Source organism: Pedobacter sp. SG908 (genome assembly GCF_011759615.1).
Lineage (GTDB): Bacteria > Bacteroidota > Bacteroidia > Sphingobacteriales > Sphingobacteriaceae > Pedobacter > Pedobacter riviphilus.
The window spans coordinates 1,280,714-1,306,097 of record NZ_JAAOYY010000002.1 but is presented as its reverse complement, the minus strand read 5'-3'; the positions used below and the strand labels follow the sequence as shown (position 1 = coordinate 1,306,097).

29 protein-coding genes are annotated in these 25,384 nt (G+C 37.7%); 7 read left to right on the top strand and 22 right to left on the bottom strand.

Translation table 11 applies throughout. The features are described 5' to 3' along the window. Positions 1 to 82 precede the first annotated feature (82 nt). Both FHT21_RS20660 and FHT21_RS20655 read left to right on the top strand, forming a co-directional pair. Positions 83 to 436 (top strand): iron-sulfur cluster assembly accessory protein, encoded by a 354-nt coding sequence (locus FHT21_RS20660; protein ID WP_057931114.1) that lies wholly within the window; start codon positions 83 to 85, stop codon positions 434 to 436. A gap of 102 nt (positions 437 to 538) precedes the next feature. Then, positions 539 to 1,768: an ABC transporter permease gene (locus FHT21_RS20655; protein ID WP_167296587.1), complete on the top strand. Its 1,230-nt coding sequence runs from the start codon at positions 539 to 541 to the stop codon at positions 1,766 to 1,768. Positions 1,769 to 1,875: 107 nt separating this feature from the next. Here FHT21_RS20655 and FHT21_RS20650 read toward each other — a convergent pair whose 3' ends face one another. Genes FHT21_RS20650 through FHT21_RS20630 form a run of 5 tightly spaced genes read right to left on the bottom strand, consistent with a single transcriptional unit; the run spans position 1,876 to position 6,514 of the window. Further along, the gene (locus FHT21_RS20650; RefSeq protein WP_167296586.1) at positions 1,876 to 2,613 is read right to left on the bottom strand and encodes a CpsB/CapC family capsule biosynthesis tyrosine phosphatase; all 738 of its coding nucleotides are present in this window, start codon (positions 2,611 to 2,613) and stop codon (positions 1,876 to 1,878) included. A gap of 17 nt (positions 2,614 to 2,630) precedes the next feature. Beyond that, the gene (locus FHT21_RS20645; protein ID WP_167296585.1) at positions 2,631 to 3,188 is read right to left on the bottom strand and encodes a hypothetical protein; all 558 of its coding nucleotides are present in this window, start codon (positions 3,186 to 3,188) and stop codon (positions 2,631 to 2,633) included. Next, the gene (gene galE, locus FHT21_RS20640) at positions 3,189 to 4,211 is read right to left on the bottom strand and encodes a UDP-glucose 4-epimerase GalE (protein ID WP_167296584.1); all 1,023 of its coding nucleotides are present in this window, start codon (positions 4,209 to 4,211) and stop codon (positions 3,189 to 3,191) included. It abuts the gene before it with no gap. A 1-nt stretch (position 4,212) separates the two neighbouring features. Next, entirely contained in the window at positions 4,213 to 5,202 is a 990-nt protein-coding gene (locus FHT21_RS20635) for a UDP-glucuronic acid decarboxylase family protein (RefSeq protein WP_167296583.1), read from the bottom strand. A 1-nt stretch (position 5,203) separates the two neighbouring features. Then, a complete protein-coding gene (locus tag FHT21_RS20630) occupies positions 5,204 to 6,514 on the bottom strand; it encodes a UDP-glucose/GDP-mannose dehydrogenase family protein (RefSeq protein ID WP_167296582.1) in 1,311 nt (436 codons plus the stop codon). Between the two features lie 175 nt (positions 6,515 to 6,689). Here FHT21_RS20630 and FHT21_RS20625 point away from each other — a divergent pair, with 175 nt between their 5' ends. Next, entirely contained in the window at positions 6,690 to 7,964 is a 1,275-nt protein-coding gene (locus FHT21_RS20625; protein WP_317169964.1) for a glycosyltransferase N-terminal domain-containing protein, read from the top strand. Here FHT21_RS20625 and FHT21_RS20620 read toward each other — a convergent pair. The 10 genes from FHT21_RS20620 to FHT21_RS20575 form a co-directional block, all read right to left on the bottom strand. Further along, complete coding sequence (locus FHT21_RS20620) at positions 7,942 to 8,448, bottom strand: gluconokinase (protein WP_167296581.1); 507 nt, start codon at positions 8,446 to 8,448, stop codon at positions 7,942 to 7,944. The two genes, FHT21_RS20625 and FHT21_RS20620, sit on opposite strands and share 23 nt — an antisense overlap. Positions 8,449 to 8,455: 7 nt before the next feature. Continuing rightward, positions 8,456 to 9,466 carry a ferrochelatase gene (gene hemH, locus FHT21_RS20615; RefSeq protein ID WP_167296580.1) on the bottom strand — a complete coding sequence of 337 codons (1,011 nt, stop codon included), beginning with the start codon at positions 9,464 to 9,466 and terminating at the stop codon, positions 8,456 to 8,458. 214 nt (positions 9,467 to 9,680) lie between these two features. Beyond that, the gene (locus tag FHT21_RS20610) at positions 9,681 to 10,352 is read right to left on the bottom strand and encodes a fatty acid desaturase (protein WP_167296579.1); all 672 of its coding nucleotides are present in this window, start codon (positions 10,350 to 10,352) and stop codon (positions 9,681 to 9,683) included. Between the two features lie 174 nt (positions 10,353 to 10,526). Then, a complete protein-coding gene (locus FHT21_RS20605; RefSeq protein ID WP_167296578.1) occupies positions 10,527 to 11,378 on the bottom strand; it encodes a 4-hydroxy-3-methylbut-2-enyl diphosphate reductase in 852 nt (283 codons plus the stop codon). A gap of 16 nt (positions 11,379 to 11,394) precedes the next feature. After that, entirely contained in the window at positions 11,395 to 11,676 is a 282-nt protein-coding gene (locus FHT21_RS20600) for a Txe/YoeB family addiction module toxin (RefSeq protein WP_167296577.1), read from the bottom strand. Then, complete coding sequence (locus FHT21_RS20595) at positions 11,658 to 11,867, bottom strand: DUF2683 family protein (protein WP_167296576.1); 210 nt, start codon at positions 11,865 to 11,867, stop codon at positions 11,658 to 11,660. The genes FHT21_RS20600 and FHT21_RS20595 overlap by 19 nt, the downstream gene beginning before the upstream one ends. A 28-nt stretch (positions 11,868 to 11,895) precedes the next feature. After that, positions 11,896 to 12,570: a carotenoid biosynthesis protein gene (locus FHT21_RS20590; protein ID WP_167296575.1), complete on the bottom strand. Its 675-nt coding sequence runs from the start codon at positions 12,568 to 12,570 to the stop codon at positions 11,896 to 11,898. Continuing rightward, entirely contained in the window at positions 12,540 to 13,637 is a 1,098-nt protein-coding gene (locus FHT21_RS20585; RefSeq protein ID WP_167296574.1) for a glycosyltransferase family 2 protein, read from the bottom strand. Before FHT21_RS20585 ends, FHT21_RS20590 begins: the two co-directional genes overlap by 31 nt. Next, positions 13,634 to 14,158 (bottom strand): lysophospholipid acyltransferase family protein, encoded by a 525-nt coding sequence (locus FHT21_RS20580; protein ID WP_243854063.1) that lies wholly within the window; start codon positions 14,156 to 14,158, stop codon positions 13,634 to 13,636. The genes FHT21_RS20585 and FHT21_RS20580 overlap by 4 nt, the downstream gene beginning before the upstream one ends. A 200-nt stretch (positions 14,159 to 14,358) precedes the next feature. After that, positions 14,359 to 14,865, bottom strand: a complete 507-nt coding sequence (locus tag FHT21_RS20575; protein WP_029275623.1) for a phosphoribosyltransferase family protein — start codon at positions 14,863 to 14,865, stop codon at positions 14,359 to 14,361. A 192-nt stretch (positions 14,866 to 15,057) separates the two neighbouring features. On the opposite strand from FHT21_RS20575, the gene FHT21_RS20570 reads away from it, so the two are divergent. After that, positions 15,058 to 15,762: a head GIN domain-containing protein gene (locus tag FHT21_RS20570; RefSeq protein ID WP_167296572.1), complete on the top strand. Its 705-nt coding sequence runs from the start codon at positions 15,058 to 15,060 to the stop codon at positions 15,760 to 15,762. A 123-nt stretch (positions 15,763 to 15,885) separates the two neighbouring features. Here the strand turns inward: FHT21_RS20570 and FHT21_RS20565 are convergent, their stop codons facing one another. From FHT21_RS20565 to FHT21_RS20550, 4 genes are all read right to left on the bottom strand, one after another. After that, positions 15,886 to 16,299, bottom strand: a complete 414-nt coding sequence (locus FHT21_RS20565) for a hypothetical protein (RefSeq protein WP_167296571.1) — start codon at positions 16,297 to 16,299, stop codon at positions 15,886 to 15,888. 100 nt (positions 16,300 to 16,399) lie between these two features. Next, positions 16,400 to 17,809 carry a 23S rRNA (uracil(1939)-C(5))-methyltransferase RlmD gene (gene rlmD, locus FHT21_RS20560; protein ID WP_167296570.1) on the bottom strand — a complete coding sequence of 470 codons (1,410 nt, stop codon included), beginning with the start codon at positions 17,807 to 17,809 and terminating at the stop codon, positions 16,400 to 16,402. 167 nt (positions 17,810 to 17,976) lie between these two features. Further along, entirely contained in the window at positions 17,977 to 18,087 is a 111-nt protein-coding gene (locus FHT21_RS20555) for a hypothetical protein (RefSeq protein ID WP_025145553.1), read from the bottom strand. Between the two features lie 437 nt (positions 18,088 to 18,524). Further along, positions 18,525 to 19,220: a DUF5694 domain-containing protein gene (locus tag FHT21_RS20550; RefSeq protein ID WP_167296569.1), complete on the bottom strand. Its 696-nt coding sequence runs from the start codon at positions 19,218 to 19,220 to the stop codon at positions 18,525 to 18,527. A 380-nt stretch (positions 19,221 to 19,600) separates the two neighbouring features. Between FHT21_RS20550 and FHT21_RS20545 the strand changes: the two genes are divergently transcribed. Genes FHT21_RS20545 through crtD form a run of 3 tightly spaced genes read left to right on the top strand, consistent with a single transcriptional unit; the run spans position 19,601 to position 23,289 of the window. Further along, positions 19,601 to 20,059, top strand: coding sequence for a DoxX family membrane protein (locus FHT21_RS20545; RefSeq protein WP_167296568.1), 459 nt, complete (start codon positions 19,601 to 19,603; stop codon positions 20,057 to 20,059). 43 nt (positions 20,060 to 20,102) lie between these two features. Further along, positions 20,103 to 21,806, top strand: a complete 1,704-nt coding sequence (locus FHT21_RS20540; RefSeq protein ID WP_167296567.1) for a M28 family peptidase — start codon at positions 20,103 to 20,105, stop codon at positions 21,804 to 21,806. Between the two features lie 4 nt (positions 21,807 to 21,810). Next, positions 21,811 to 23,289 carry a 1-hydroxycarotenoid 3,4-desaturase CrtD gene (gene crtD / locus FHT21_RS20535; RefSeq protein ID WP_167296566.1) on the top strand — a complete coding sequence of 493 codons (1,479 nt, stop codon included), beginning with the start codon at positions 21,811 to 21,813 and terminating at the stop codon, positions 23,287 to 23,289. 65 nt (positions 23,290 to 23,354) lie between these two features. Here the strand turns inward: crtD and FHT21_RS20530 are convergent, their stop codons facing one another. Genes FHT21_RS20530 through FHT21_RS20520 form a run of 3 tightly spaced genes read right to left on the bottom strand, consistent with a single transcriptional unit; the run spans position 23,355 to position 25,384 of the window. Next, on the bottom strand, positions 23,355 to 23,858 hold the full coding sequence (locus FHT21_RS20530; RefSeq protein WP_167296565.1) for a shikimate kinase: 504 nt from the start codon (positions 23,856 to 23,858) through the stop codon (positions 23,355 to 23,357). 20 nt (positions 23,859 to 23,878) lie between these two features. Continuing rightward, positions 23,879 to 24,325, bottom strand: a complete 447-nt coding sequence (locus FHT21_RS20525) for a DinB family protein (RefSeq protein WP_167296564.1) — start codon at positions 24,323 to 24,325, stop codon at positions 23,879 to 23,881. Positions 24,326 to 24,328: 3 nt separating this feature from the next. Further along, positions 24,329 to 25,384 (bottom strand): ABC transporter permease, encoded by a 1,056-nt coding sequence (locus FHT21_RS20520; RefSeq protein WP_167296563.1) that lies wholly within the window; start codon positions 25,382 to 25,384, stop codon positions 24,329 to 24,331.

Genomic DNA, 25,384 nt, shown 5'->3' with positions numbered 1-25,384 from the left:
TAATTACGGTAATATTAACGAACCGTTAAAAGCAAAAATGTGCATTATTATTTATATTTGTAACAGATAAAATTTAAATAACATGAGCACAACAGTTGATACAGCATTTGCACCGGTTACTTTTTCAGAAGGAGCAGCTAAAGAGTTATATAAATTAAAGGATCAGCAGGAGATTAGTGAAGATTATGGATTACGTGTTGGCGTAGAAGGTGGTGGCTGTGCCGGCATGAATTACGTTTTAGGTTTCGATCAGAAAAAAGATGGTGATCAGGAATTTTTTATAGATGGCATCAAGGTTTTCATGAACAAAGCACACCAGATGTACTTAATGGGCATGATGATCGATTGGCAGGATGGATTAAATTCACGTGGTTTTACTTTCGTTAATCCTAATGCAACCAGCACCTGTGGTTGTGGTACGAGTTTCTCGGCATAAATAAAATATTATTGTAACATATAGTGCAGTCCCCTTGTCTAAACATCGGGACTTTTTTTATTTTTACAAGCTTTGTCCGCCAAACGCTTACCGCAATACTAAATGAATTACAGAGAAAACATCAGACTGGCATTAGAATCTATTAAAGCGAACCGCTTGCGTACAATGCTTACCGCCTTAATTATTGCCATTGGTTTAATGGCTTTGGTTGGGATTTTAACCACTCTAGATGCTGTGAAGAAAAGTATGACTGATGCTTTTAGTAGCATGGGAGCCAACTCTTTCACCATTAGAAACCGCGGTACAGGAATTAGAATTGGAAATGGTAAACGCCCAAAACCTTTTAAAGCCATCCGCTATGAAGATGCCGTTAAATTTAAAGATAGCCTGAATACCCCTGCAACTGTTGCCGTAAGTGTTTTTGCCAGCGGTGGTTCTACAATAAAGTACGGGAGCTTAAAAACCAATCCAAATATTAATGTTCAGGGGATAGATGAAAATGGTTTAGCCTCTCAGGGATTAAATTTATCACAAGGAAGAAATTTTAGTGTTTCTGAAATACAACTCGGAAGCAATGTTTGCATTGTTGGTGGCGAAGTGGTTGAAAAATTATTTAAAGATTCCGATCCATTAGACAAACTGATCAACGTAGGTAATAACCGCTTTAAAATTGTTGGCATATTAGAGAAAAAAGGATCGAGTATGGGCTTTAGCGGCGATAGGGCAGTTTATGTGCCTTTGCTAAAAGCCAAACAGATTAACGCCAATGCCAATCCATCTTATACCATAACGGTAATGGTACCCAGCAATGAGATGCAGGAAAACATTATCGGAGAATCTACTGCGTTATTCAGAAATATCCGGAAAGTAAAAGTGAATGAAACCAATAATTTCGAGATTACCAAGAGTGATGCTATTGCTCAAACATTATTCGAAAACTTGGCTTTTGTAGCTATTGGTGGTGTTGCCATTGGAATTATTACCTTAATTGGAGCCTCAATCGGCCTAATGAATATCATGCTGGTTTCGGTTACTGAACGTACACGCGAAATTGGTATCCGTAAAGCCATTGGCGCAAACCCGAAGGTAATCCGTCGCCAGTTTTTAATCGAGGCCGTGGTAATCTGTTTAATGGGTGGTGCTTTAGGTATTTTCCTGGGAATAGTTTTAGGGAACCTGATCTCCCTCGCAATGGGTGGTGCATTCTTAATTCCTTGGTTATTTATTATTGGCGGTTTTGTATTATGCGTGTTTGTAGGAATCCTATCTGGATATTATCCTGCTAAAAAAGCATCAAAACTAGATCCTGTGGAGGCCTTGAGGTACGAATAATGTTAAATCGGTTAATTGTTTAAACTGGTTAACTGCAAACCTACAATTGGCTTAACATATTTCATAAAACAGTTAACCAATTTATACAGTTTAAACAATTAACCTTTCTACAGCAATGCGTTACTCAATTGAGACTGGGTAAGCAGTTGTTGCATTAAGGGTATGCTAAGGCTATCTTCGAGCGCTGCAGCATGTTTTAAATGGTGCATATCGCTGCCTACAAAATCAACCATGTGGTTTTCGACCATCTCTCCTGCCACTTTTTTTGCGCCACCACCATAATAACCGGTTAAAGCAATACCGTTCATTTGCAGCAAGCAGCCGGTTTCCCTGATCTTATGATAGCTTTCAAAAGAGTTGTAGTAGTAAGGGTAACGCTCAGGATGCGCCAATACAGGCTTATATCCAGCATCCTGCATCATCTTTATAAAATCGATCAGGTTCTGAGGGGCGTTTATATATGATAATTCAAACAAAAGATAATTATTCCCAAAAGTTAAAACCTCTTTCTGTCTGATTTTTTTTTCCAAGGTTTCATCCAGATAATATTCTGCTGCAGCATCAACTTCCAGATCGAGTTCGGTTTCCTGTAAGCCTTTTCTTAACGTGTCTAATCCACGGTTAATGGTATCGGGCGTATTCCGAAAATAATCGGCCATGATGTGCGGAGTTGCAATTAGCTTCTTATAACCCAAATCTTTAAATTTTTTGGCCAAAAGAAAAGAATCTTTAAGTGTTTGTGCGCCATCATCAATCCCTGGAATAATGTGCGAGTGCATATCTGTGCCGATACCGGAGAAATTAAATTCGGGTGCTATTTTTTTCTTTTTAAATAATCCGAACATAATGATAGATCATAGTTTTAACTTATCTCTTTTGGCAAATTGCTTGCCTCCGCTGCACCAGCTAATTTAGAGGAATAGATTTTATCGAGCAAATTATTTAAGTCTTCACTTAAATCAAACTGCAGATCTTCGTGCAGTTTTTTAAATTTATTTATGGTTACCGCAACAGTTTTTAGGTAAAATATACTAAAAAGCATCATAAAATCGCGGTAACCAAAAATTGTTTTCTTATAATCAAAAGGAATGGCATTGAGGATAAACAGTTTCAATTCTACCTCACCAACCGGATCTTTAGTCACTTTATAAAAATGATTAACCGAGGTGATCATCTTCCGAACCTTTACCAATGCCTCTTTGGCATTTAGTTTTTTCAGTTCCAGAACCTGTTCTTCCACATCGGTTTTAATCCTTTCTTTCCGATCTTCCAAATCGGTTTCATCTTCTAATAATTTGTAATGAAGATGCTCTGTAAGCACTTTATCTTTGGCCACCAAACGGAGTAATAGCTTGTCTTTTTCTTTGACAGGCAATTCTGTTATAGCAGCTTTTAGATCCTTGTGCTCCGATAACTTCATTTAAAAAGGGTTAGCCTTAATGTATTTTTCCCACTCCCATGCAGAGCGCATCATTTCGTTGATATCAAGATTAGCTTTCCAGCCCAGTTCGTTATTCGCTTTTTGTACGTCGCCATAAATCTGAACAATATCACCTGCCCTTCTTGGACCGATTTTATACTCAAGTTTTTCTCCGTTCACTCTCTCAAAAGCAGCAATAATCTCTAAAACTGAAGAACCTTTACCCGTACCAATGTTGAAAACATCGTAATTACCGTTAGGGTTTCCTTCTTCTAATTTTTTGATGGCTGCAACGTGTGCTTTAGCAAGATCTACTACGTGGATATAATCGCGGATGGCAGAACCATCAGGAGTATTATAATCATCGCCATAAACGGTAATCGGGCCGCGTTTGCCAATGGCCGATTGTGTGATGAACGGAACTAGGTTGGCAGGAATACCATTTGGCAATTCGCCAATTAAAGCGGTTTCATGCGCTCCAACAGGATTGAAATAACGCAAAGCGATAACATTCAGGTCAGGAGTTACTGCAGCAGTTTCTGCCAATATTTCTTCGGCAATCTGTTTGGTATTTCCGTAAGGAGATTCGGCTTTCTGTACTGGTGCAGCTTCGGTTACAGGTAAAGTTTCTGGCTGGCCATAAACGGTGCAAGATGAAGAAAACACAAAATTAATCTTCCTGTTAAACGAGGTTAACAGGTTAATTAAACCATAAAAATTGTTTTTATAGTATTTTAAAGGCTGTTCTACCGATTCGCCTACAGCTTTTGATGCTGCAAAGTGAATAATTCCATCAATATCGGTATGGTTTTCTGCAAAATCCTGAACAGCTCTGTCATCCTGCAGATCTATTTCATGAAAATCGAACCATTTGCCAGTGATGGCATGAAGCTGGGTTAAAATTTTGATATTCGAGTTAGAAAGGTTATCAACAATTACGACTTCGTATCCTGCGTTGTGTAACTCTACTGCTGTGTGCGAACCTATGTATCCTGTTCCGCCAGTAACTAATATTTTTGCCATTTTAACGGTTAAATGTGGTAAAATCTTTATGATCTATCTTCTCCAAAGCCTCTGCAGGCAATGATTTAAAATATTCGTATGTAATCTTCAATCCTTCGGCGCGGCCTATCTTGGGCTCCCATCCCAATATCTCTCTCGCTTTGGTAATATCCGGTCTGCGCTGTTTAGGATCATCCTGCGGAAGTTCTTTATAAACGATTTTCTGCGTAGTGCCTGTAAGTTTGATAATTTCCTCACAGAATTGCTTGATGGTAATTTCATCTGGATTACCAATGTTTACCGGCTGTGCATAGTCGCTCATCAATAAACGGTAAATCCCTTCAATCAGATCATCAACATAACAGAAAGAACGTGTCTGACTTCCGTCGCCAAAGATAGTTAAATCTTCTCCTCTTAAAGCCTGGCCGATAAAAGCAGGTAAAACACGACCATCATTCAGGCGCATTCTCGGCCCATAGGTATTAAAAATCCTAACGATTCTTGTTTCTACGCCATGGAAAGTATGGTAGGCCATAGTAATAGCTTCCTGAAAGCGTTTGGCCTCGTCGTAAACACCACGTGGACCAACCGGATTTACATTGCCCCAATATTCCTCTGGCTGAGGATTTACGCTTGGATCGCCATAAACTTCAGAAGTTGAAGCAATCAGCATTCTTGCATTTTTATTGCGGGCCAAACCCAAAAGGTTATGTGTGCCTAACGAACCTACTTTAAGTGTCTGGATCGGGATTTTAAGGTAATCTATCGGACTTGCGGGTGAAGCAAAATGTAAAATGTAATGAAGTTTGCCTGGAATATGTACAAATTTGGAAACATCGTGGTTATAAAACTCAAAATTCTCCAGCTTGAACAGGTGTTCGATATTTGCCAAATCGCCCGTAATCAGGTTATCCATTCCGATAACATGATAACCCTCATTCACAAAACGATCACAAAGGTGTGAGCCTAAAAATCCGGCTGCACCTGTAATCAATATTCTCTTCTGCCCCATTTTAATCTATTAATTTTCTACCTATGCTGTTATAATAATAGCCAAGATCGATCATTTTTTGTAAATCGTATAAATTTCGACCATCGAAAACCACTTTATTTTTTAAGATGTTGTCGATTTTCTCAAAATCAGGATTACGGAAAACCGACCATTCAGTTGCAATCAACAGGGCGTCAGCACCTTCTAAAGCTTCGTATTGGTTTTTGGCATAGTTTACCTGATCGCCGATAACGTTTTTAACATTGGCCATTGCCTCCGGATCAAATACGGTAACGGTAGCACCGTTTTTAACCAATGCGTCGATAATATATAAGGCCGGTGCCTCGCGGATATCGTCGGTTTCTGGTTTAAAGGCCAAACCCCAAAGTGCAAAATGTTTGCCTTTGATATCGCCTTTGTAATATTTAAGCACCTTATCAACAAGGATTGTTTTTTGTCTTTCGTTAACCTCCATTACCGATTTCAGGATCTGAAAATCGTAGGCATAATCATCAGATGATTTTACCAGTGCCTGAACATCTTTCGGGAAACAAGAACCACCGTAACCTACGCCCGGAAAAAGGAAACGTTTACCGATACGGTCATCAGAGCCTATGCCCCTTCTTACCGAATCAACATCAGCACCTACCAGTTCGCAAAGGTTTGCGATTTCGTTCATGAAGGTGATTTTGGTGGCAAGGAAAGAGTTTGCCGCGTATTTAGTTAATTCAGAAGAACGCTCATCCATAAAAAGAATTGGGTTTCCCTGACGTACATAAGGACCGTATAATTCAGTCATCAGCTTTTTCGCCCTTTCGCTTTTAGTTCCTAAAACCACACGATCAGGTTTCATAAAATCGTCAACAGCTACACCCTCCCTTAAAAACTCAGGATTGGATACCACATCTACTTCAATCGAAGTATTTTCGGCAAAAACAGCCTTTACTTTATCGGCCGTTCCAACGGGAACAGTTGATTTATTTACGATGACCTTATATTCGGTAATCAGTTTGGAAATATCCTTTGCAGCGCCTAAAATATAAGAAAGATCAGCAGCGCCATCTCCACCTGGAGGCGTTGGCAAAGCCATAAAAATAATCTGCGCTTCTTTTACGGCATCTGCAAGGTTCGTTGTAAAGGTTAACCTTTCCTGTTCTATATTTCTATGGAACAAAAGATCTAAACCGGGCTCGTAAATCGGCACTTCACCAGCCTTCATTTGTTTTACCTTTGCTTCGTTAATGTCAACACATATTACATCATTTCCTGTTTCTGCTAAACAGGTTCCGGTAACTAAACCTACGTATCCGGTACCAATAACGGCTATCTTCATCTGTTAATTTATTAAACAATTAAATTGTTTTTTATCGGTTTTTAATGAGCTCGCAAGCTCGGTTATTTTAGCTGCAATGGAGCAATCATAATCTGTCTATTTATTGTACTGAATGATAGGCCAAATCGTGAGACTTCCATATATTTTTAAGCTTTTTAAATATATTCGTTTTATCTTGGCACGAAGATATGAAATTACACTAATGCTTTTGCTTTACATAATCGGAATTCGGCTTTACACTTTGCTTATCAGGATATTTTCTTTATTCAATCCTAAAGCGAAGCTGTTTATAAATGGCCGTAAAAACGTCTATACACAAATTGCTCAGAAAATTAATCCGAGCGAAAAACATATATGGTTTCATTTTGCCTCTTTGGGCGAATTTGAACAGGGCAGACCAGTTTTAGAAAAGCTAAAAGCCCTTTATCCTGCTAAGAAAATCGTAGTAACTTTTTTCTCTCCTTCGGGATATGAAATCAGAAAAAATTATGCCCTGGCAGATGTATTTTATCTCCCCATTGATACCCCAGCTCATGCCAAACGTTTTATAGCAAGCATTAATCCTGAAATGGCCATTTTTACCAAGTACGAATTTTGGCATTTTTATTTTAAGGAATTAAAAGATCGGGGCATTCCTTTATATGTGATTTCAGGGATTTTTAGAGAAAGTCAGGCATTTTTTAAATGGTACGGTAGTTTTTACCGCAATATTTTAAAATCTGTTACTTACTTTTTTGTACAAAATGAAGAAAGTAAAAATCTTTTAAAATCGATCGGGTTAAATAATGTAACCATAAATGGTGATACCCGTTTCGATCGTGTTTATGAAAATGCGCAATCGCCAAAACAGCTTGTCCTGATCGAAAGCTTTATCGGCAACTCCCCTACATTAGTTTGCGGAAGCACCTGGCCTGAGGATGAAAAAATATTATCGGCTTTGCCTGAAAAATATCCCAACTGGAAATTTATCATTGCGCCACACGAGATCCACGAAAGCCATATCGAAAGTATCGAGAAACAGTTTTCAGTTGGCAGTGCACGGTTTTCAGTTTTCAGTACGCAGTTGGCAGATGAAAGTTCTCAAATCTCGGCTCTCAAATCTCAAATCTTAATAATTGACAACATTGGTATGCTCTCTTCATTATATCAATATGGAAATGTAGCATATATTGGTGGTGGTTTTGGAACGGGAATACACAACACCTTGGAAGCTGCAGCGTTTGGCTTGCCTGTAATTTTCGGCCCGAAATACGATAAATTTCAGGAAGCAAAAGATTTAATTGACATAGGTGCGGCCAAAAGCATTTCTAGCGCTGAGGAATTGATTGATGCTTTTGAGGGTTTTGCCAAAAATGAAGATGCCGCAAAGCAAGCCAAAAGATATGTTACAGATAAAAAAGGAGCAACCGATCAGATTATTTCGATGATTACGAAATCAGATCGGTCTTAACAATTTCTGCTATGATTTCGGGAATGCTCTGATCAATTGAAACCGTTACTATATCCAGTTCATCAGTTTGTGGCTCTTCCAATGTTTCAAACTGACTTTTCAATAAACTACTTGGCATATATTGATGAGAACGTTTAATAATCCGATTGTGAATTAAATCGAAACTTCCTTTTAAATAAATAAAGCAGATTGATGCATTATCTGTTCTCAGCAAATCGCGATAAGATTTCTTGAGTGCAGAACAAGCAATAATACAGCTTGTACCATGGGCAACATGTTCGCGGCCAACTTTCGCAATCAGCTGTAGCCAACCTAAACGATCTGCATCTGTTAACGGAATTCCGGCAGCCATTTTATCTACATTGCGTTGCGAATGCAGGTTATCGCCATCTATAAATTCAGCATTTATTCTCGGGGCCAAAGCTTTACCAACTACTGTTTTACCACTTCCCGAAACGCCCATTAAAACAATAAAGCTCGCCATATTTAAATTATTTAACCATTCCGGCCAAAGCCTCGATAAATATAGGACTATCGTTCAAGCTTTCTACCAGCTGAACATGTTCGCCACCCAAAGCCTTAAACTCTTCATGGTATTCTACCGTAATTTCGTAAAGTGTTTCTAAACAATCGGCTACAAAAGCAGGACTAAAAACCAAAAGACGTTTTTTGCCTTCGGCAGCCAATTTCTTCAACACATCAGTAGTGTAAGGTTGTACCCATGGCTCTTTACCTAAACGAGATTGGAAACAAACGGTGTATTGGTCTTTTGACAGATTTAATTCTTTCGCAATTAACCTTGCCGTATCATGTCCTTGTGCAGAATAACAGAATTTATTGGTATCATTTAATGTCTGGCAGCAATCGGCACTTTTTAAACAATAACTTCCGGTATGGTCGCACTTTAACAATTGACGTTCAGGTAAGCCATGGAAGCTAAACAATACGTGATCATAGCTTTCTACATGATGTTTTTTGGCATTTTCTGCAAAAACTTTAATCATCAATTCGTTATCATGGAACGAATTAACAAACGATATCGGCGGGACAGTTGGCCACTTGCCCACCAATTCCATTACCAATTGTATTACTGAACCTGTACTCGCAGAAGCATATTGTGGAAACATCGGTATTACCTGTATACTCTCTACCAACCCCGCTTTTAAATTTGCCAGTGCGGACTCAATGGATGGGCTTTGGTAGCGCATGGCTAGTTCTACGTGGTATTCATCACCTAATCTTTCTTGTAGCATTTTAGCCTGCAACTTGCTATAATACAAAAGCGGCGAACCGTTTTCATCCCATATTTCGCGGTACAATTTAGCAGTTTTAGGGCTACGGAAAGGAACAATAATCCCTTTAACCAATAGTGTACGGTTCAGTTTAGGAATATCGATTACCCTTTCATCCATCAAAAATTGATCAAGATATTTTTTGACATCAGCTGTTGCCGTACTATCGGGCGTTCCTAAATTTACCAGTAAAATTCCCTTTTTGCTCATTGATATTAAAATATGTTTTTTGCGCAAATATCGCGTATTTATTGTTTTTAACCTATGTTAAAAAGTGATGAAAAACATTTTTTCGTCAACGGAAAATAATATTAATGGCAATTATTCCCCACTTGTTTAACCTTACTTGTTATGATGCAGTCAAATTCTGGAATCATTAAATCTGATTTACCAGATTAAATATAACTGACACCATTAATAGTTTTTATTTTGTCTTATAAAGCTGCCACCAGGGTACGCCTGGCTTTTGATGATGTTCTAAATGATAACCAAAAAAGTAACAGGTAAAGAAGGCAACAAAATGATTTTTCTGCAAAGTTGAAGAATGATATTCATTATCGTGTTCTCCTTTATGAGGCAAATAGGTTCCAAAATAAAATAACTGAAAAGTGCTTAATAGGGATGGCAGTACCCAAAACAACAGCAGGTTCTTTTCATCGATCCAGATTTTCAAAACATTATAGGCTACGGCCATAATCACTAATTGAATTATCGTAACATAATTTAGCATGAAACGTAAATACCATTTCCAAAAGCCATGTGGCGCAAAATCAGGATCGTTTTCGGTATGTACATGCTGGTGATGCTGGTGATGTTTCACATACAAACGGTTATAAAAAAAACCTGCGTAGAGAAAAACGGAAAGATAGCCAATAAAATTATTTGCTTTTGGGTAAGGAGATATCGTTCCGTGCATAGCATCGTGAGCGGTAATAAACAAGCCGGTGTACAAATGCATTTGAACAACAATCATCAGATAAACCAAAGGATTACTCCAGGCAAAACCCCATGTAAGCAAGAAATAAAGGGAAACCAGCCAACAGGTAATTGCGGTTAACGCAACCAGAATTCCGGTATGTGCTTTTACAGTTTTCAATGGCTTTTATTTATTTCGTCATGCTGAACTTGTTTTACAAGTAGAAATATTATTTTCAATTGCCTTGTAGCTACTACGTGGTCAGCATCTTTACTCGGTGTACAGACCCTGAACTAAATTGCTTCGTAGCTTTCCGCTACGCTACAGGTCAGGGCGACGCCTCTCATGATAAATCTAGTATTTTTCCAAAGCGGTTTTAACCTTTTCCATCAGCCACATTGGTGTAGATGTGGCACCGCAGATACCAACTTTATCGTTTTCGTTAAACCAGGTTTGATCTAACTCTTCAACATTTGAAATGAAATAAGAATTATCATTGTGTTTTTTACAAACATCGTAGAGCACTTTACCGTTAGACGATTTCTTGCCTGATACAAAAACGATTTTATCGTAATGACTTACGAAATCTTCCAGCTCTTCGTAACGGTTAGATACCTGTCTGCAAATGGTATCGTTAGCCTTAACTTCATAACCTCGGCTCAATAACTCGTCTTTAATGTGATAGAATTTATCGGTGCTTTTGGTCGTTTGGCTGTACAGGGTAAATCTAGCAGGCAATTCTACATTATCCAGCTCGGCCAGATCCTGAAAAACAATCGCCTTACCATCAGTTTGGCCCTGTAATCCGATTACTTCAGCATGCCCATGCTTACCAAAAATAAGTACTTGCTCATCATCGTCATGCGAATTTTTAATCCTGTTCTGCAATTTCAGTACAACAGGACATGAAGCATCTATTAAAGTCAGGTTATTTTCTAAAGCCAATTGATAGGTTGAGGGTGCTTCACCATGTGCCCTGATTAAAACCTTTTCGTCCCTTAAGTTTTTTAATACTTCGTGATCGATGATTTTTAATCCGCGATTGGTTAAACGCTCTACTTCTTCATCATTATGCACAATATCGCCAAGGCAATATAAATAACCTTCGTTATCCAGAATATCTTCGGCCATTTCTATAGCATACACTACGCCAAAGCAAAAGCCTGATGATTTATCGATGTTGACCTGTAAGTTTAAATTGCTCATTTTTTCTCAGGATTAGTTATTTATCGTGGTAATGTCCCTTTGCAGAAATTACAAATACAGTAATAATTTCTTCATCGATTCTATAGACTAACCTATCTTTTTTATTTATTTGTCTTGACCAATAGCCAGAAAATTCAAATTTTAATTTTTCAGGTTTACCTACACCTGATGCTGGATGAATACTTAATTCTATAAAAATTTGCTGGAGTTTTTTAATGGAAGCTTTATCGCCTGATTTAAGGATCTCAGCCAATTGTTTTTTAGCTTGATCCGTAATGTCTACAAAATACTTTTCCATATATCTTGAACATCCTTAACCCTCGTTAAACGTCCATTTTTCACATCATCCTCCCCTTTAGCTATTTCACTTATAAATTCAGGGCTATAGCTTTTCTCTTTTTTAAAAGATACATTCAATGCTTGTAACACGGCCTCAACTGCCAAAAGCTGTTTTTTATTTTTAGGCTGTACGATTAGTGTTTCCATCATATTAAATTAATTAAACAACCTCACAAAATTAAGCAAAAATATTTGTTCCAGCTGTCATGTATAAGACAACAAAAAAGATTAGCTGTGAGGCAAACATTGCAACCCCAATATATTTCTGTTGCTTTAAGCCTAAAGCATAGTAAAACTTTAACAAAATTACCGAAACAATAAACCAGGCTACGTAATTCTGAACAGGAATTTCATGCCAGTCCCACTGCCAATAATTAAATTTCATGGCTACGGGTTCTAAAAAGAAATCGAACCCTACCAGTATAAAAGCACCAAAAACCGAAGCCAAAATACTATGCCTGATTTTCATACTTTTCATCATTTGCCCCACACTGAAAATAAGAATTACCCAATTTACACCCATTAATAATGGAACCGCAGCTACTTTATATCCCAATGTATCGCCATAATAATAACTACCAAATATCTTTCCGGTATGCACACCCAATACCTCGACTAAAAAACCACAGAGAAATACACCGGAAACCAGCAACAATAAACGTTTAACATCTGCATTGTACGAAAAAACAATTACGGCAAACATCAACAACAAATGAAAGGGAACTAGTTTAATAAAATAAGGCTGAGTGTCTGGAATTAAGAAGCCAAGCAAGCCAACCACATGAAAAACGACAATTATTGCAACCGCAATCCTTTTAATCTTTAAATCGTTTTGATCGTTCTGCCCTTCCATGTGCTCGTTTTAAAAATATGTTTTATTATAGAAATGAATGAAATAATTAAGAAGAACAACATCTGTAAAGGATGTAAAATCAGATTTATCAAAACATTTTGCCCCGATAAATAAGAGATCATCATTCTGCTTAATATGATTAAAGTTAATGGTAATACAAGTAAAGCAATATTAAAGTTTAAGATTAAAATTACTGGCCCTATGGTTACCAAAAGCTGGTAAAATAATAATATTATGATGTTATTACCAAAACCTGCCAATAAATTTTTACTGAAACCATTTAAGCTTTCGCCTAAATTCTTGTACATCCTGCAATAGATCAATCCGTTGGCTAAAAGGGCTTCGGCATTAAATTTTTCTTGTTTTACCAACTTCATAATCTCCACATCTTCTACAACCTGGTTTTTAACCCGCTCGTGCCAATGGTTTTCTTTGTAATTATTGGCATTAAAAAACATACATTGCCCACTTGCCGCTGCAAATGCCGGATTTTTTGAAAGCTTGACCAAACGCAAAGGCAATAAATTTAATAGGATAAAATGCATTAATGGAACAGTTAACCACTCGCCTATCGATTTTATAGTTTGGTTGGTAAAAACACTTAACAAAGCCAGACCTCCAATTTCCATCCGATTGATCAGGCTATTAATCAATCCTCTTTTTACTGATTCGTCCGCGTCGATAAACAAAAGATATTTCCCTGTAGCTAATTCGCTAAGCTGGTGGCATGCATAGTTTTTTCCAAGCCAATTGTTTGGGAGTTCTTTTCCTTTTACCACTTTGAACTGTGGGTTGTTAAGGCAAAAATTTTCTACCACCTCGAATGTATGATCATCACTGTTATCGTCTAAAACAATAACCTCATAATTGGTGTAATCCTGATTTTGTATCGAAACGAGCAATTCCAAAATATCTGCTGCTTCATTTCGCGCAGGAATTAGGATTGAAACCTTATCATGATAGTGCTTAACCACTCTCGGCAACTTCGGATTGGAAAGGAAATTGAAAACAGTAACCGAAAACCGGATGACCAGGAAAATTAAAATGGCGTAAATAAAAATTGTCATTCAATAAGCTGATTTTGTTTAACAACCGATTGATCGTAATGTTTATTGTAGGCACTTTTTAGCAATTGCAAACTCACATACTCCTCATTCTCCCAATGCTGTAGATAAGTATAGGCCGATGGCTTTCTTTTCGCAAAATAATCGATAAAGGTAGCAGCAAAAATAATATTGATTTTTTTCTGACTGGCATTAATTATCTGCATCACTCCTTTTTCGAAGCTGATATTTTTTAGATGGTTCGAATACAATTTACCCTGGGGGAATACAAGCACCAAATTTTGGGGGTTATCTAACAGTTTTCCTGCATAATTAAGGGTTTCTAAAACATCTTTACCTTTATTTTCGACAGCAAAAGCACCAAGGTATTTCAAGAAACCTACTTTATTATAATTTTCTGCATTTACCAAAACATGAAATTGTTTTTTAAATACTTTTTTATTGATGTAAAAGAGAAAAAAACCATCCCACCAGCTGAAATGATTGGCTAAAATCAATACCGAAGCATCGGATTTAACTTCCAATTGATCATAATTAAATGCCGAAAAGTCTTTTTTGATGATAAATTGGATGTACCAAGAGAAAAAACTGAAGACCAAATTATTTTTTCTGGGCGGATACATTTGGGGAAATTGCAAAAAAATGAGCTGAATTGCAAATATCCTTTTATTTACAATGGCTACAATACTCGTTTATTACAAACGAGTACGATACCAACTCTTGCTTAACTCAAATAAACCCGATCTTCTTCACCTTCCACATCCATTACTACATCTACATGTTCTTTTAAGATGGTAGCGAGTTCAAGACCAACAAAATCGGTGGCAATAGGGAAAATTTTATGGCTTCGATCAACCAAAACTACCGTACGGATTTTTTTATGTGGGGTATTTAAAAAAACACCTAAACCGTAAGCAAGCGTTTTACCACTGTTCAATACATCATCAACAATAATAATCACCTTGTTTTTCCAATGGCTTTCGTCAAGATCTGTTGAAGCAACCAATTTGCTGCTTTCCTTTTGGAGGTCGATACGCAATAAAGTAAGTTTAAAGCCAGAAATTTTTTTAAGCACTTTTTCCAACCTTAGCGCTAATTTGTAACCACGGTCCCAAATACCAGCAAGCACCACTTCTTTCTCATTCAGGTTATCTTCCAAAATCTGATAAGCGATACGATCTATTTTCTGCTGAATTTGTTTCTTGTTAAGAATAAGTAATTGCGATGCCATTGTATAAAAAGGATTGAATACAAAAAGAACGATTTTAAGAATGAAATTCAAACTATTTGAAAAATAATTTCGATTGTTTGCAACGTTTTCGCCAGAGATGCGTCTAATCTATAACCAAAACACAAAATCGAAGCCCTTGTTGCACAATATAGCGTAATGATAGCTTCAGAATCATTTAACGAAAAAACAACTATGAAAATCCTTATCAAATCATCCGCCATTTTATTTATCGTGGTAACCAGCTATATGGCTAAAGCACAGGAAACTAAAAGTTTCGCGGTTAAAAACTTCAATAGCATTGGAGTAAGCAGTGGAATTGACTTATACTTAACCCAAGGGGGGAGTGAAAGTGTGAGTATAAAATCGGATTCTGAAACATTGAAAGATATCATTGTTGAACAAAGTGGCAACAATGTTACCATAAAATTTAAAGACGGTATCAACTGGAGCGGCATGTTTAAAAACCGTACCATTAAAGCTTATGTAAGTTTTAAAACCCTAAATGCACTCGCAGCATCAGGAGGTTCGGATGTTTTTACTCAAAACCAGATCAAGACAGATAAACTTGCCATTCGCTCTTCTGGTGGATCGGATTTAAAACTTACCATTGTTTGCAACGATTTATCGATTCAATCAAGCGGGGGCAGCGACCTCGATTTAAAAGGCAAAGCAGAAAATATGACCATCCAATCTAGCGGTGGTAGCGATATCGATGCTTATGGATTAATTACGGATTATGCAAAGGTACAGGCTTCTGGAGGCTCTGATGTAAGTCTTTATGTAAATAAAGGTTTAGAGGCGAGTGCAAGTGGTGGTGGTGATGTAAGTTACAAAGGGAATGCTTCACTCAAGAAAACATCAAGCTCAAAAAGTGGAGATGTGCACCACGTAAATTAAAGTTTAGTTTAGTTTAGTTAATAATACGCGCTGCTTTGTGGATGCAAAGCGGCGTTTTTTATAGAAGGATTTCACAGATTTAGGAACTTGGCTAAAGCTAAGAAACCCTGAACCCTACCCTTTCTATCCCCTTCCCTTTTTGTAGGGATAATAAATAAAGTTGGCACCTTCTGGAACAATTACAAACACGCACATAAAATCTTCTGGTTTTTTATAAACTTTTAAGAACGGCTCTTTTTTCTCCTTACTGATAATTCCTTTTTCTACAAACTCTTCCAATGTAGAGGCCTGTATTGTCCAATCGGTGTTAAGCTCTTCTTTATTTAAGATAAGTTCGCCAATGTTTACTTCATGTTGGTGTGCAATAAAAATTGGATGGGCAGAAATGCCTTCAACCATAATCTCAATTGCAACTTCTTTAATTGCATCAGCATAGAACTCCAGGTCTTTTTCTAAACTTACCAGCGGACTTTCCTGCTTTTTTTTTGGTGTTCCGTTCTCTTCGGGCGTTGCGCCTAATAATTCTTCTCTATCCATACCTTAACTAATAATTGAATTTTGAATGAGTGAATAGTTGAATGTTAAAGGCAAATTGCTCCATTCTGTCATTCAATCTTTCTCTCATTCAATCATTTTATTACTTTAACCTTAACAATACTACATTTTCTACATGCTGCGTGTGTGGAAACATATCTACAGGTTTAATGCGTACCACATCGTATTTCTCTTTCAATAACTCTAAATCTCTTGCCTGTGTGGCTGCGTTACAGCTTACATAAACAATTTTTTCAGACTCCATTTCAAGCAATCTCTGTACTACATCTGCATGCATTCCGGCACGTGGCGGATCTGTAATCACTACATCTGGTTTACCATGGGCCAGAATAAATTCTGAAGTGAGAATATCTTTCATATCACCAGCATAGAAAATCGTATTATCGATTCCATTCAGTTCAGAATTGAATTTAGCATCTTCAATAGCAGTTGGCACATATTCTACTCCTACTACCCGCTTCACATTTTTGGCAATAAAATTTGCAATAGTTCCTGCTCCAGTATATAAATCATAAACCAGTTCATCACCTTTAAATCCTGCAAAATCCCTGGTGATTTTATATAATTCGAAAGCTTGCTCAGAGTTGGTCTGATAAAAAGATTTCACCCCAATTTTAAAACGGATGCCATCCATTTCTTCGAAAATATGATCGCGACCAGAGAAAACCACCACATCCTGATCGAAAATAGTATCGTTTTTCTTTTGGTTAACAATATACAGCAAAGCGGTAATCTGTGGAAACTCATTTTTAAGAAAACCCATCAAACCATCAACTTGTGCCTGTTCTGGATAAGCAAAAACCACCGCAACCATCACCTCTCCTGTGCTAGAAGTACGGATAATCAGGTTACGCAAAACACCTTCATGGTTGCGCAGGTCGTAAAACGACAGGTTATTTTCTAAAGCATATTTACGGACAGCGTTTCTGATCGAATTAGAAGGTTCATCCTGTAGATAACAATGCTCGATATCTAAAATTTTATCGAAACGTAAGGGTACGTGAAAACCCAGTGCGTTCATATCAAAATCTTCATCGCGTTCTACATCAGTTTTTTCTAGCCAGCGTTTGTTCGAAAAAGTAAATTCTAATTTATTACGGTAATATCTGTTTTTTTCTGAGCCTAAAATCGGTTCGGTTCCCGAGGTATCTATTTTACCTAAACGCTGTAAAGCCGCCTCAACATTTTTCTGTTTAAACTTTAATTGAGCATCGTAACCCATGTGCTGCCATTTACAACCACCGCAGGTTCCAAAATGAGGGCAAAAAGGATCAGTGCGCAGTGCTGATTTTTCATGAAGCTGATCAATGATTGCTTCAGCAAAATTCTTTTTCTTTTTGGTCAACCGAACATCCACTACATCACCAGGAACGGCTTTATCAACAAAAATGACCAATTCGTCAGCCTTGCCAACACCTTTTCCTTCTTCAGCAATATCGATTATATGTACATTTGGAACAATAGTTACCGTACCAGGTTTTCTTCTACTCATTATTTTGCAAAGATAAGGCTAAAAGCTGAAAGAGGAAAGACCAAAGGCTAATGACCCAAGTTGAGACCTAAAGTTGGAATGAATATAAATAGTTTGTAAGAAAGATTAGGCAATATTTTTCCGCTCAGCTGATAACAACTGATTCAGCATATTTTTGATATTAAAAACTATTTTCCAAAAAATTTAAATGCTGCACCCCAGAAACCATCCAGCCAGTTAAATTTTAGGTCAAATTTTTCATCTACCTGTACAGAAAATTCAAGTATTTCTTTGCTCATGATAAAAAACCTATCTATTTAAGCAATAATACAAAATTCAGACCAAAAACCAAAACGGTACAGTTTAAATTTTTGTTAATTTTACATGAGATGGTTAAATCTCTCTGTTGATATTATTACCTCTACCACGTTGTGCTATTTTTTTGCTAATAAGATCGGAGGATTTACAAAAAAACCTACATTTTATCCACCTGAGCTAGATTTCACAATCTTTTTGCCCTGAAAATGACGGTCAATTTAGGTATTTCATAACGTCGACGACCTTATATTCTGGACTTGCGGTAAAAATTTGATTGAGCAGGTACATATGGGTGGCACCATAAATCACAAGTATGCGTTCGTGTTTTCCATTGGTAATGCGTTGTACATTTGAATATATCCTAACATTCCTATTGAAATAACGCGTGATAAACCCATCGGCTCCTATAGGATGTGGGTTATCTCCTTTTTTTGTCGTGATGAGCCCACATTCCAATGCTCGAAGCCCTTTTCTGAGGTGCATTTAAATATTGCAAATATTCGTTTAGCGGCAAACGAAACTTAAGGGTATCTTGAAAACGTTTTTCAGAATCGTATTTTTTCTGCCAATAAGCATAGGATGTATCCCTCTGGCTGCTGAATTTTTCAAAGGTCAAAACCGAGTCCTGAGGGCTTAGCTTAAAACGGAAGGGCTGCGCATCTATGGGGTAAATTTTTTCATGACCGAGCATCTTTGCAAGCCTAAAACCCAACTGGAATGTCTCATCTGCAGTATCAATACCTTTCCCCGCTAATTTATGCCCTAGTTTATATTCAGAATAAAGAGAATCGTAATATTTTTCTCTGGTAGGCGACACCTCGACGGCAATTTTGGTTGGCCTAAACGCTGATACCCTTTTTACAAGTCGTTGGATCTCACGCTGCCTTTCATCACCAAGCATATTTATCCTCAGGTTTTCAGGAGTGGTATTCTCATCAACCTTTTCGCCAGCAAAATGGAACGTACCCAAGAGCAAAACTTCGGCCACAGGCTTATTTCTTTCCAAGATTTCATCCAATCGCTTAACAGCTTTTTTAGTTGCTGCTGATTGAGCAAAAAGTTGCGGTGCAGAAAGTAAGAAAAGAATGAGAATGGTAGGTTTAAGCAATATCATAAACATTATTGATCTGCCATAAGAGACACCTTAAATCTTCATTAGTTGCTCGTAACCAGATATATAATTTTAACGTTTTTACCGTTTCAGAAGAAAAGCATCAGTTTTGCTCTCCACTCGTTTACAGAATTTACCCAAAACCCTTTCACTCCCTCCAAGGCGTCTTGTTTCGGTATTTTTTACTCCATAAATTATCAAGGCAGCACCCTTGAATATTTTCTGCTAACGATAACCTTCAATGGATATCAATACAACGTTTTTTGTTTTCGTTTGAGCCTGTGATCGTCTGAACGCAAAAAAATGATTTCAGTTCCTTATTTGATAAATAAATATAATTTCCGTAACTTAAGGTATCATTCACATAAAAATGGAGGTTCATTATGAACGTTATCCGTAAAATTGAACATTGGGGAGATGTTCATCACTCAAAATGGCTAGATTATCTTCGGATTGTACTCGGCCTGATCATTTTTGGAAAAGGTGTTTCTTTTGTTAGCGACACTTCGGTTCTTCAGAATATGATTACTCAAAACAACGTATTTGGTTTTTCGGGCATGCTCATCAGTGTCGCCATTCATGTTGTAGCATTTGCACATTTGGTTGGGGGTGTTTTAATTACTTTAGGTTTGGTTACCCGCTTTGCCGTGGTCATTCAGATTCCAATCTTATTGTTTGCTGTGTTTTTTGTTAACCTTACACCGGGTTTCTCCACACCCAATTCGGAATTGTGGTTTTCGGTATTGGTACTGTTTCTACTCATCATGTTTTGGGTAGTAGGCTCAGGCCCATTATCGGTTGATGAAGGATTGAAAAACAAAACTGGCAAACGGTACGCCTAACAACATTAAATATTCTTAGTATCTTTCGTTTTTACTAACGATCATGAAAACGAAGATACTTTTTGCACTGCTTTTTGCGGGATTGGGATGTTACGCACAAAATTCGACAGATGAATATTTCAGGCTCACGCGCGCGGGCTTTGTCGAAAAAAATGCCTACCAGACCACTGCTTTTGTAGAAAAATACTTTCGCGTACCCGGTAACAAAGGCTTTAATGCCAGTATCCATTATGTAGAAAATATTCTTAAAAAGGCTGGTTTTATAGAACAGAAGCAGAATGAGTTTGAAGCTCCTTTAACTTATCGCATCGAAAAAAGAGCGATGAAAAATAGCACATGGGAGCCCGTTGATGCCAATATTGATATTGTTGGAGAAACAAAACCACTCATTTCTTTTAAAACTAACCGCAACATGATCCCTATCAACTGCGGCTCAACTCCCGCAGATGGCGTTACAGCCAATGTGGTTTATATCGAAAAAATAGTTCCAGCGGAAATAGAAAAGATGGATTTAAAAGGAAAAATTCTGTTTTCGGAAAATAATCCATCACGTTTACTTCAAATAGCGACCAAAGCCGGAGCGATTGGTGTTTTAGGCTATTCGATGCCAAAATATACCCAGCCAGAAATCCATCAAACTTCCATCCAGTTCGGCAGCATGAAAGCCAATAGCGAAGTATGGACATTGTTGTTATCGTATGCAGCGAAAGAAAAATTAAAAGCCGCTTGCCTAAAAGGTGAGGCCAAATTGAAAGTGAATATTCAGACTAAAATTTATCCCTCAGAAGAATTAACCATTATTGCAAATGTTAAAGGGAGTATAAATCCTGATGAACGTTTTGTATTTAGTGCGCATGTTCAAGAGCCTGGCGCAAATGATAATGCCAGTGGCGTTGGCACATTAGCAGAAATGGCAAGATTAACAGCAGCATTATATCAGGCAAAAAAGATAAATCCGAAGCGTACACTCACTTTTTTATGGGGCGACGAAATTGTATCCACAAGAAGATACATTACCGAAGATACCACCCGGGCCAAAGGCATTATGTGGGGAATGAGTTTAGATATGGTTGGCGAAGACACTAAAAAAACCGGTGGTTCGTTTCTGATTGAAAAAATGCCCGATCCATCGGCCATTTGGACAAGAGGTACTGACAAACATACCGAATGGGGTGCCGGGGATGTTAGTGAAAAAGATCTTTTCCCACATTATTTTAATGATTTTATTTTCGATATCTGTAAGGCACAGGGCAAATTTGCGAACTGGACGGTTAACTATAATCCTTTTGAAGGTGGTAGCGACCATACACCATTCTTGCAAAATAAAATTCCGGGATTACTGATGTGGCACTTTACCGATGTGTTCTACCATACCGATAATGACAGGATTGATAAAGTTTCGGCAACCGAAATGAAAAATGTTGGGATAAGTGGTTTAACGGCTGCTTATACCTTAATTTCTGCAGACGAAAACACAGCCGCGGCTACTGTTTCGCAAGTTAAAGCAGATGCTTTGAAGCGCTTAAAAACCGAATTTGAGTTGAGCAAAAAAGCAATTGCGAATGGAAAAGCAGCAAACGATGAAAAGCATATTATCGAGGTTTGGTGCAAATGGTATGTTGATGCGCTGGCAACCATTAATAAAATGCCAGTAAAAGCAGAAAGCACCAGAGTTGGTTCGGCCATTAAGTTTGCTACCAACGAGATCGAAAAACAAACCAAAGTGTATTTAGCGGAATTGAAGTAGATTAATGCCTAAACCAAAAGCCATAATTATCGGTGCCGGAATTGCGGGAATTGCATGTGCCATTCGCCTCGCGGTAAAAGGTTATGATGTTGATGTTTTTGAAGCTAATTCAAAACCTGGGGGTAAGCTAGGGGAAATAAAAATGAATGGTTTTAGGTTTGATGCCGGACCAAGCCTCTTTACTATGCCGCAATATGTGGACGAACTTTTTAAACTGGCTGGCAAAAATCCTGAAGATTATTTTGGATATCTAAAACTAAAAGAAATTTGTCGTTATTTCTACGAGGATGGCTTAAGATTAAATGCCAGCTCCGATCTCAATCAATTTGCAAAGGAAATAGAAGAGAAAACCAATACAACCGCAACAGAAGTTCAGCGATATTTTAAAAAAAGTGAAACAATCTATGAAGTTACCCATCAGGTATTTTTAGAAAGAAGTTTACATAAAATTAAAAGCTACCTACATTGGGATACCTTAAAATCTATATTCCGTTTTGGCCAGATTGATGCTTTTAGAACGCAGGCAAAGGCTAACCAATCATTTTTTAAAGACGAAAGGATAACACAGCTTTTTAACCGTTATGCCACCTATAACGGATCTGATCCCTATCAGGCACCGGCCACATTGAATGTAATTCCACATTTCGAGTATCATTTTGGCGCTTTTCTTCCCAAAGAAGGAATGTATGGCATTGTTAGGGCTTTGATCAAATTGGCTGAAGAATTAGGTATAAGGCTTCATTACAATCAAAAGGTGGAAGAAATTATATATTCTAATGATCCTAAACCCGAAGTAAAAGGTGTAAAAGTTAACGACAAAACCTACAAAGCGGATACAGTGATCTCTAATCTTGATATCTGGTTTACCTATAAAAACCTACTTAAAGGTATTGCTGAACCTAAGAAATTATTAAACCAGGAACGTAGCAGTTCGGCGTTGATTTTTTACTGGGGTATGGATGGCAGTTATAGTGACTTAGGCCTGCACAATATTTTCTTTACTGAAGATTATCAAAAGGAATTTAATGCCATTTGGAAAGATAAAACCATTAGCAACGACCCAACAGTGTACATTAACATCAGTAGTAAGCATATCAGGGGTGATGCACCTATTGACAATGAAAACTGGTTTGTAATGATAAACGTTCCTGCCAACGATGGCCAAAATTGGGATCAATTGATTAAGGTAGCGAAAGCGAATATTATTAAAAAGGTTAGCCGAATTTTAAACAGAAATATTGAAAAAGATATTATCTGTGAGCAGATTTTAGACCCAAGAAGCATCGAAAGCAAAACCGGTTCTTACCAAGGTTCTCTGTATGGTAACAGTTCTAACAATCAGTTTTCTGCGTTTTTACGACACTCTAATTTCAGCTCAAAAGTTAAAAATTTATATTTCTGTGGAGGTAGTGTCCATCCAGGCGGAGGAATTCCCCTTGCATTGTTATCGGCGAAGATAATTGATGATGGGTTTAGGGTTTAGGGTTTAGGGTTTAGGGTTTAGGGGAAATCTTATCTAAAGCAGATTGTTTTATTGGCAAAGAAAATCTAACGATTCTTCTGAATCGCTTCCGCTAACTTCTCCCCATCCAGATCAAATGCATCTACAATGATCTTTGCCTGGGTGTAAAAAGGATCGCGTTCTTCGAGTTTCTCTTTAATAAACACTAAAAGCTGTTCATCATCTAAATCTTTAATCAACGGGCGCTTTTGGCGATTATGTAAACGTGAAACCAAAGCAGCAGGCTCCATTTGCAGGTAAACCGTTTCTCCATGCGCATTCATCCATTCCATATTATCAAAAAAACATGGCAATCCACCTCCGGTAGCCACCACACAGGTTTCAGGATAATCGTATGTTTTAAGCATTTCGCTTTCGTAATTCCTAAAACCACTTTCTCCATATTCAGCAAAGTATTCGGCAATGCTTTTACCGGTTTTCGAAACAATTTCGGCGTCAAGATCTATCACGGGGCATTCTAAACGGTGTGCCAATTGCTTTGCTTTGGTGCTTTTGCCGCAGCCCATATATCCGATAAGGAAAATTTTCATCTGAAGTTCTTATAGTCGACCTATAATAAATGGTCGCGTTTTAACATAATATAATCGGTTACAGGTGGTGTAAACCCTGCTTTTTTAAATAAAGTTACAACCTGTCCGCGATGATAAGTAGAATGATTAAATAAATGAAATAAAATCTCATCTATCCGGTTTTCATATTGATCGCCGCTCGAATTACTATATAAAATACGTTTATCTAAAGGATGATGATTCAATGTCTCCCTGAGTAGTTTAAAATTATCTGAAGAAAGGCTTTCAAAATCTTCTTTTGGGTGAATATCCCAAACGCCGTAAAGTGGTTTTTTGCCCGAAATCCGTTGCGCCCAAATGTGCTGTGCATTAAGCACATGACTAAATAAGCGTTCCGCATCTGGCAATTCAATTGTTGCCTGTCTAAATATTTCGATAATCCGGCCATCAGCAAGCTCGGTATAATTGATGATTTCTTCTTCCTGCATCGTTTAACTTAATTTAACCCTGGGATCGACATAAGCATATAAAATATCAACCAGAATGTTGATGACTACAAACACGAAAGCGATAAAAAGAATAGATCCCATTACGACCGGAAAATCGGACATTTCTAAGGCCGTTACTGTTGTCCTTCCTAAGCCATTATAGCCAAAAATATACTCTACAAAAAAAGAACCAGCCAGCAACGAGGCGAACCACCCTGAAATGGCTGTAATTACCGGATTCATGGCATTCTTTAAAGCGTGTTTATAAATTATAGTATTTCTACTTAAGCCTTTAGCTCTGGCAGTCCTGATATAATCCTGTGCCAAAACATCCAGCATTGCACTTCTGGTTAACTGTACAATAATAGCCAAAGGCCTTAAGCCAAGGGTAATCATCGGCAACCACAGGTTCCTTAAAGTTAATACTTCACCATTAAAGGGATCGTAAGAATATAAGCTGCCGCTCATTTTTAGGTCTGTATAGTTGCTCAACACAAAACCAAACAGCCAGGCAATAATAATCCCAGCAAAAAAGGAAGGCGCAGATATGCCCAGAATGGCAAATGCATTAGCCGATTTATCGATCCACGAATCTTTATAAACTGCTGAAAGCACACCCAAAAAGACACCAATTATTGTGGCAAAAATCATTGCTGTTAAAGCCAGGATAAAAGTATTTGGTACTGTTTCCGAAAGTATAGCAGTTACATCGCGTTTGGTCTGGTAAGAACTACGAAGATAAGGCCATTTAATCACCAGTGCCTTTTTATCAAAAGTCAGCAGTTTTGCATAATGATATTTCTGTTGATTGGTGCTATCATTATCCAGAATACTAATTGGCGATAAATCGTTAATGTACAAAACAAACTGAACAGGTTTGGATCGGTCTAAACCAAATTCTTTACGAACGGCTTCGAGCGATTGTACATCGGCTCTTTGTCCCATCGTCATCCGTGCAGGGTCGCCAGGCAAAATATTAAACAGCACAAAAACAACCAATATTACACCGCCCATTACCAGCAGCCCATACATCAGTTTTTTTAGTGCGTATCCGATCAT

Bases quoted from the DNA above. Each gene is read 5' to 3' on its own strand.
- hemH (WP_167296580.1), bottom strand. From the start codon at position 9,466: ATGAGCAAAAAGGGAATTTTACTGGTAAATTTAGGAACGCCCGATAGT.
- FHT21_RS20555 (WP_025145553.1), bottom strand. From the start codon at position 18,087: ATGAGCAAAGAAATACTTGAATTTTCTGTACAGGTAGATGAAAAATTT.
- FHT21_RS20600 (WP_167296577.1), bottom strand. From the start codon at position 11,676: ATGGAAAAGTATTTTGTAGACATTACGGATCAAGCTAAAAAACAATTG.
- galE (WP_167296584.1), bottom strand. From the start codon at position 4,211: ATGGCAAAAATATTAGTTACTGGCGGAACAGGATACATAGGTTCGCAC.
- rlmD (WP_167296570.1), bottom strand. From the start codon at position 17,809: ATGAGTAGAAGAAAACCTGGTACGGTAACTATTGTTCCAAATGTACAT.
- FHT21_RS20630 (WP_167296582.1), bottom strand. From the start codon at position 6,514: ATGAAGATAGCCGTTATTGGTACCGGATACGTAGGTTTAGTTACCGGA.
- FHT21_RS20660 (WP_057931114.1), top strand. From the start codon at position 83: ATGAGCACAACAGTTGATACAGCATTTGCACCGGTTACTTTTTCAGAA.
- FHT21_RS20540 (WP_167296567.1), top strand. From the start codon at position 20,103: ATGAAAACGAAGATACTTTTTGCACTGCTTTTTGCGGGATTGGGATGT.
- FHT21_RS20620 (WP_167296581.1), bottom strand. From the start codon at position 8,448: ATGGCGAGCTTTATTGTTTTAATGGGCGTTTCGGGAAGTGGTAAAACA.
- FHT21_RS20570 (WP_167296572.1), top strand. From the start codon at position 15,058: ATGAAAATCCTTATCAAATCATCCGCCATTTTATTTATCGTGGTAACC.
- FHT21_RS20520 (WP_167296563.1), bottom strand. From the start codon at position 25,384: ATGATCGGATACGCACTAAAAAAACTGATGTATGGGCTGCTGGTAATG.
- FHT21_RS20545 (WP_167296568.1), top strand. From the start codon at position 19,601: ATGAACGTTATCCGTAAAATTGAACATTGGGGAGATGTTCATCACTCA.
- FHT21_RS20605 (WP_167296578.1), bottom strand. From the start codon at position 11,378: ATGAGCAATTTAAACTTACAGGTCAACATCGATAAATCATCAGGCTTT.
- FHT21_RS20595 (WP_167296576.1), bottom strand. From the start codon at position 11,867: ATGATGGAAACACTAATCGTACAGCCTAAAAATAAAAAACAGCTTTTG.
- FHT21_RS20530 (WP_167296565.1), bottom strand. From the start codon at position 23,858: ATGAAAATTTTCCTTATCGGATATATGGGCTGCGGCAAAAGCACCAAA.
- FHT21_RS20525 (WP_167296564.1), bottom strand. From the start codon at position 24,325: ATGCAGGAAGAAGAAATCATCAATTATACCGAGCTTGCTGATGGCCGG.
- FHT21_RS20585 (WP_167296574.1), bottom strand. From the start codon at position 13,637: ATGACAATTTTTATTTACGCCATTTTAATTTTCCTGGTCATCCGGTTT.
- FHT21_RS20590 (WP_167296575.1), bottom strand. From the start codon at position 12,570: ATGGAAGGGCAGAACGATCAAAACGATTTAAAGATTAAAAGGATTGCG.
- FHT21_RS20650 (WP_167296586.1), bottom strand. From the start codon at position 2,613: ATGTTCGGATTATTTAAAAAGAAAAAAATAGCACCCGAATTTAATTTC.
- FHT21_RS20655 (WP_167296587.1), top strand. From the start codon at position 539: ATGAATTACAGAGAAAACATCAGACTGGCATTAGAATCTATTAAAGCG.
- FHT21_RS20550 (WP_167296569.1), bottom strand. From the start codon at position 19,220: ATGATATTGCTTAAACCTACCATTCTCATTCTTTTCTTACTTTCTGCA.
- FHT21_RS20565 (WP_167296571.1), bottom strand. From the start codon at position 16,299: ATGGATAGAGAAGAATTATTAGGCGCAACGCCCGAAGAGAACGGAACA.
- FHT21_RS20645 (WP_167296585.1), bottom strand. From the start codon at position 3,188: ATGAAGTTATCGGAGCACAAGGATCTAAAAGCTGCTATAACAGAATTG.
- FHT21_RS20635 (WP_167296583.1), bottom strand. From the start codon at position 5,202: ATGGGGCAGAAGAGAATATTGATTACAGGTGCAGCCGGATTTTTAGGC.
- FHT21_RS20575 (WP_029275623.1), bottom strand. From the start codon at position 14,865: ATGGCATCGCAATTACTTATTCTTAACAAGAAACAAATTCAGCAGAAA.
- crtD (WP_167296566.1), top strand. From the start codon at position 21,811: ATGCCTAAACCAAAAGCCATAATTATCGGTGCCGGAATTGCGGGAATT.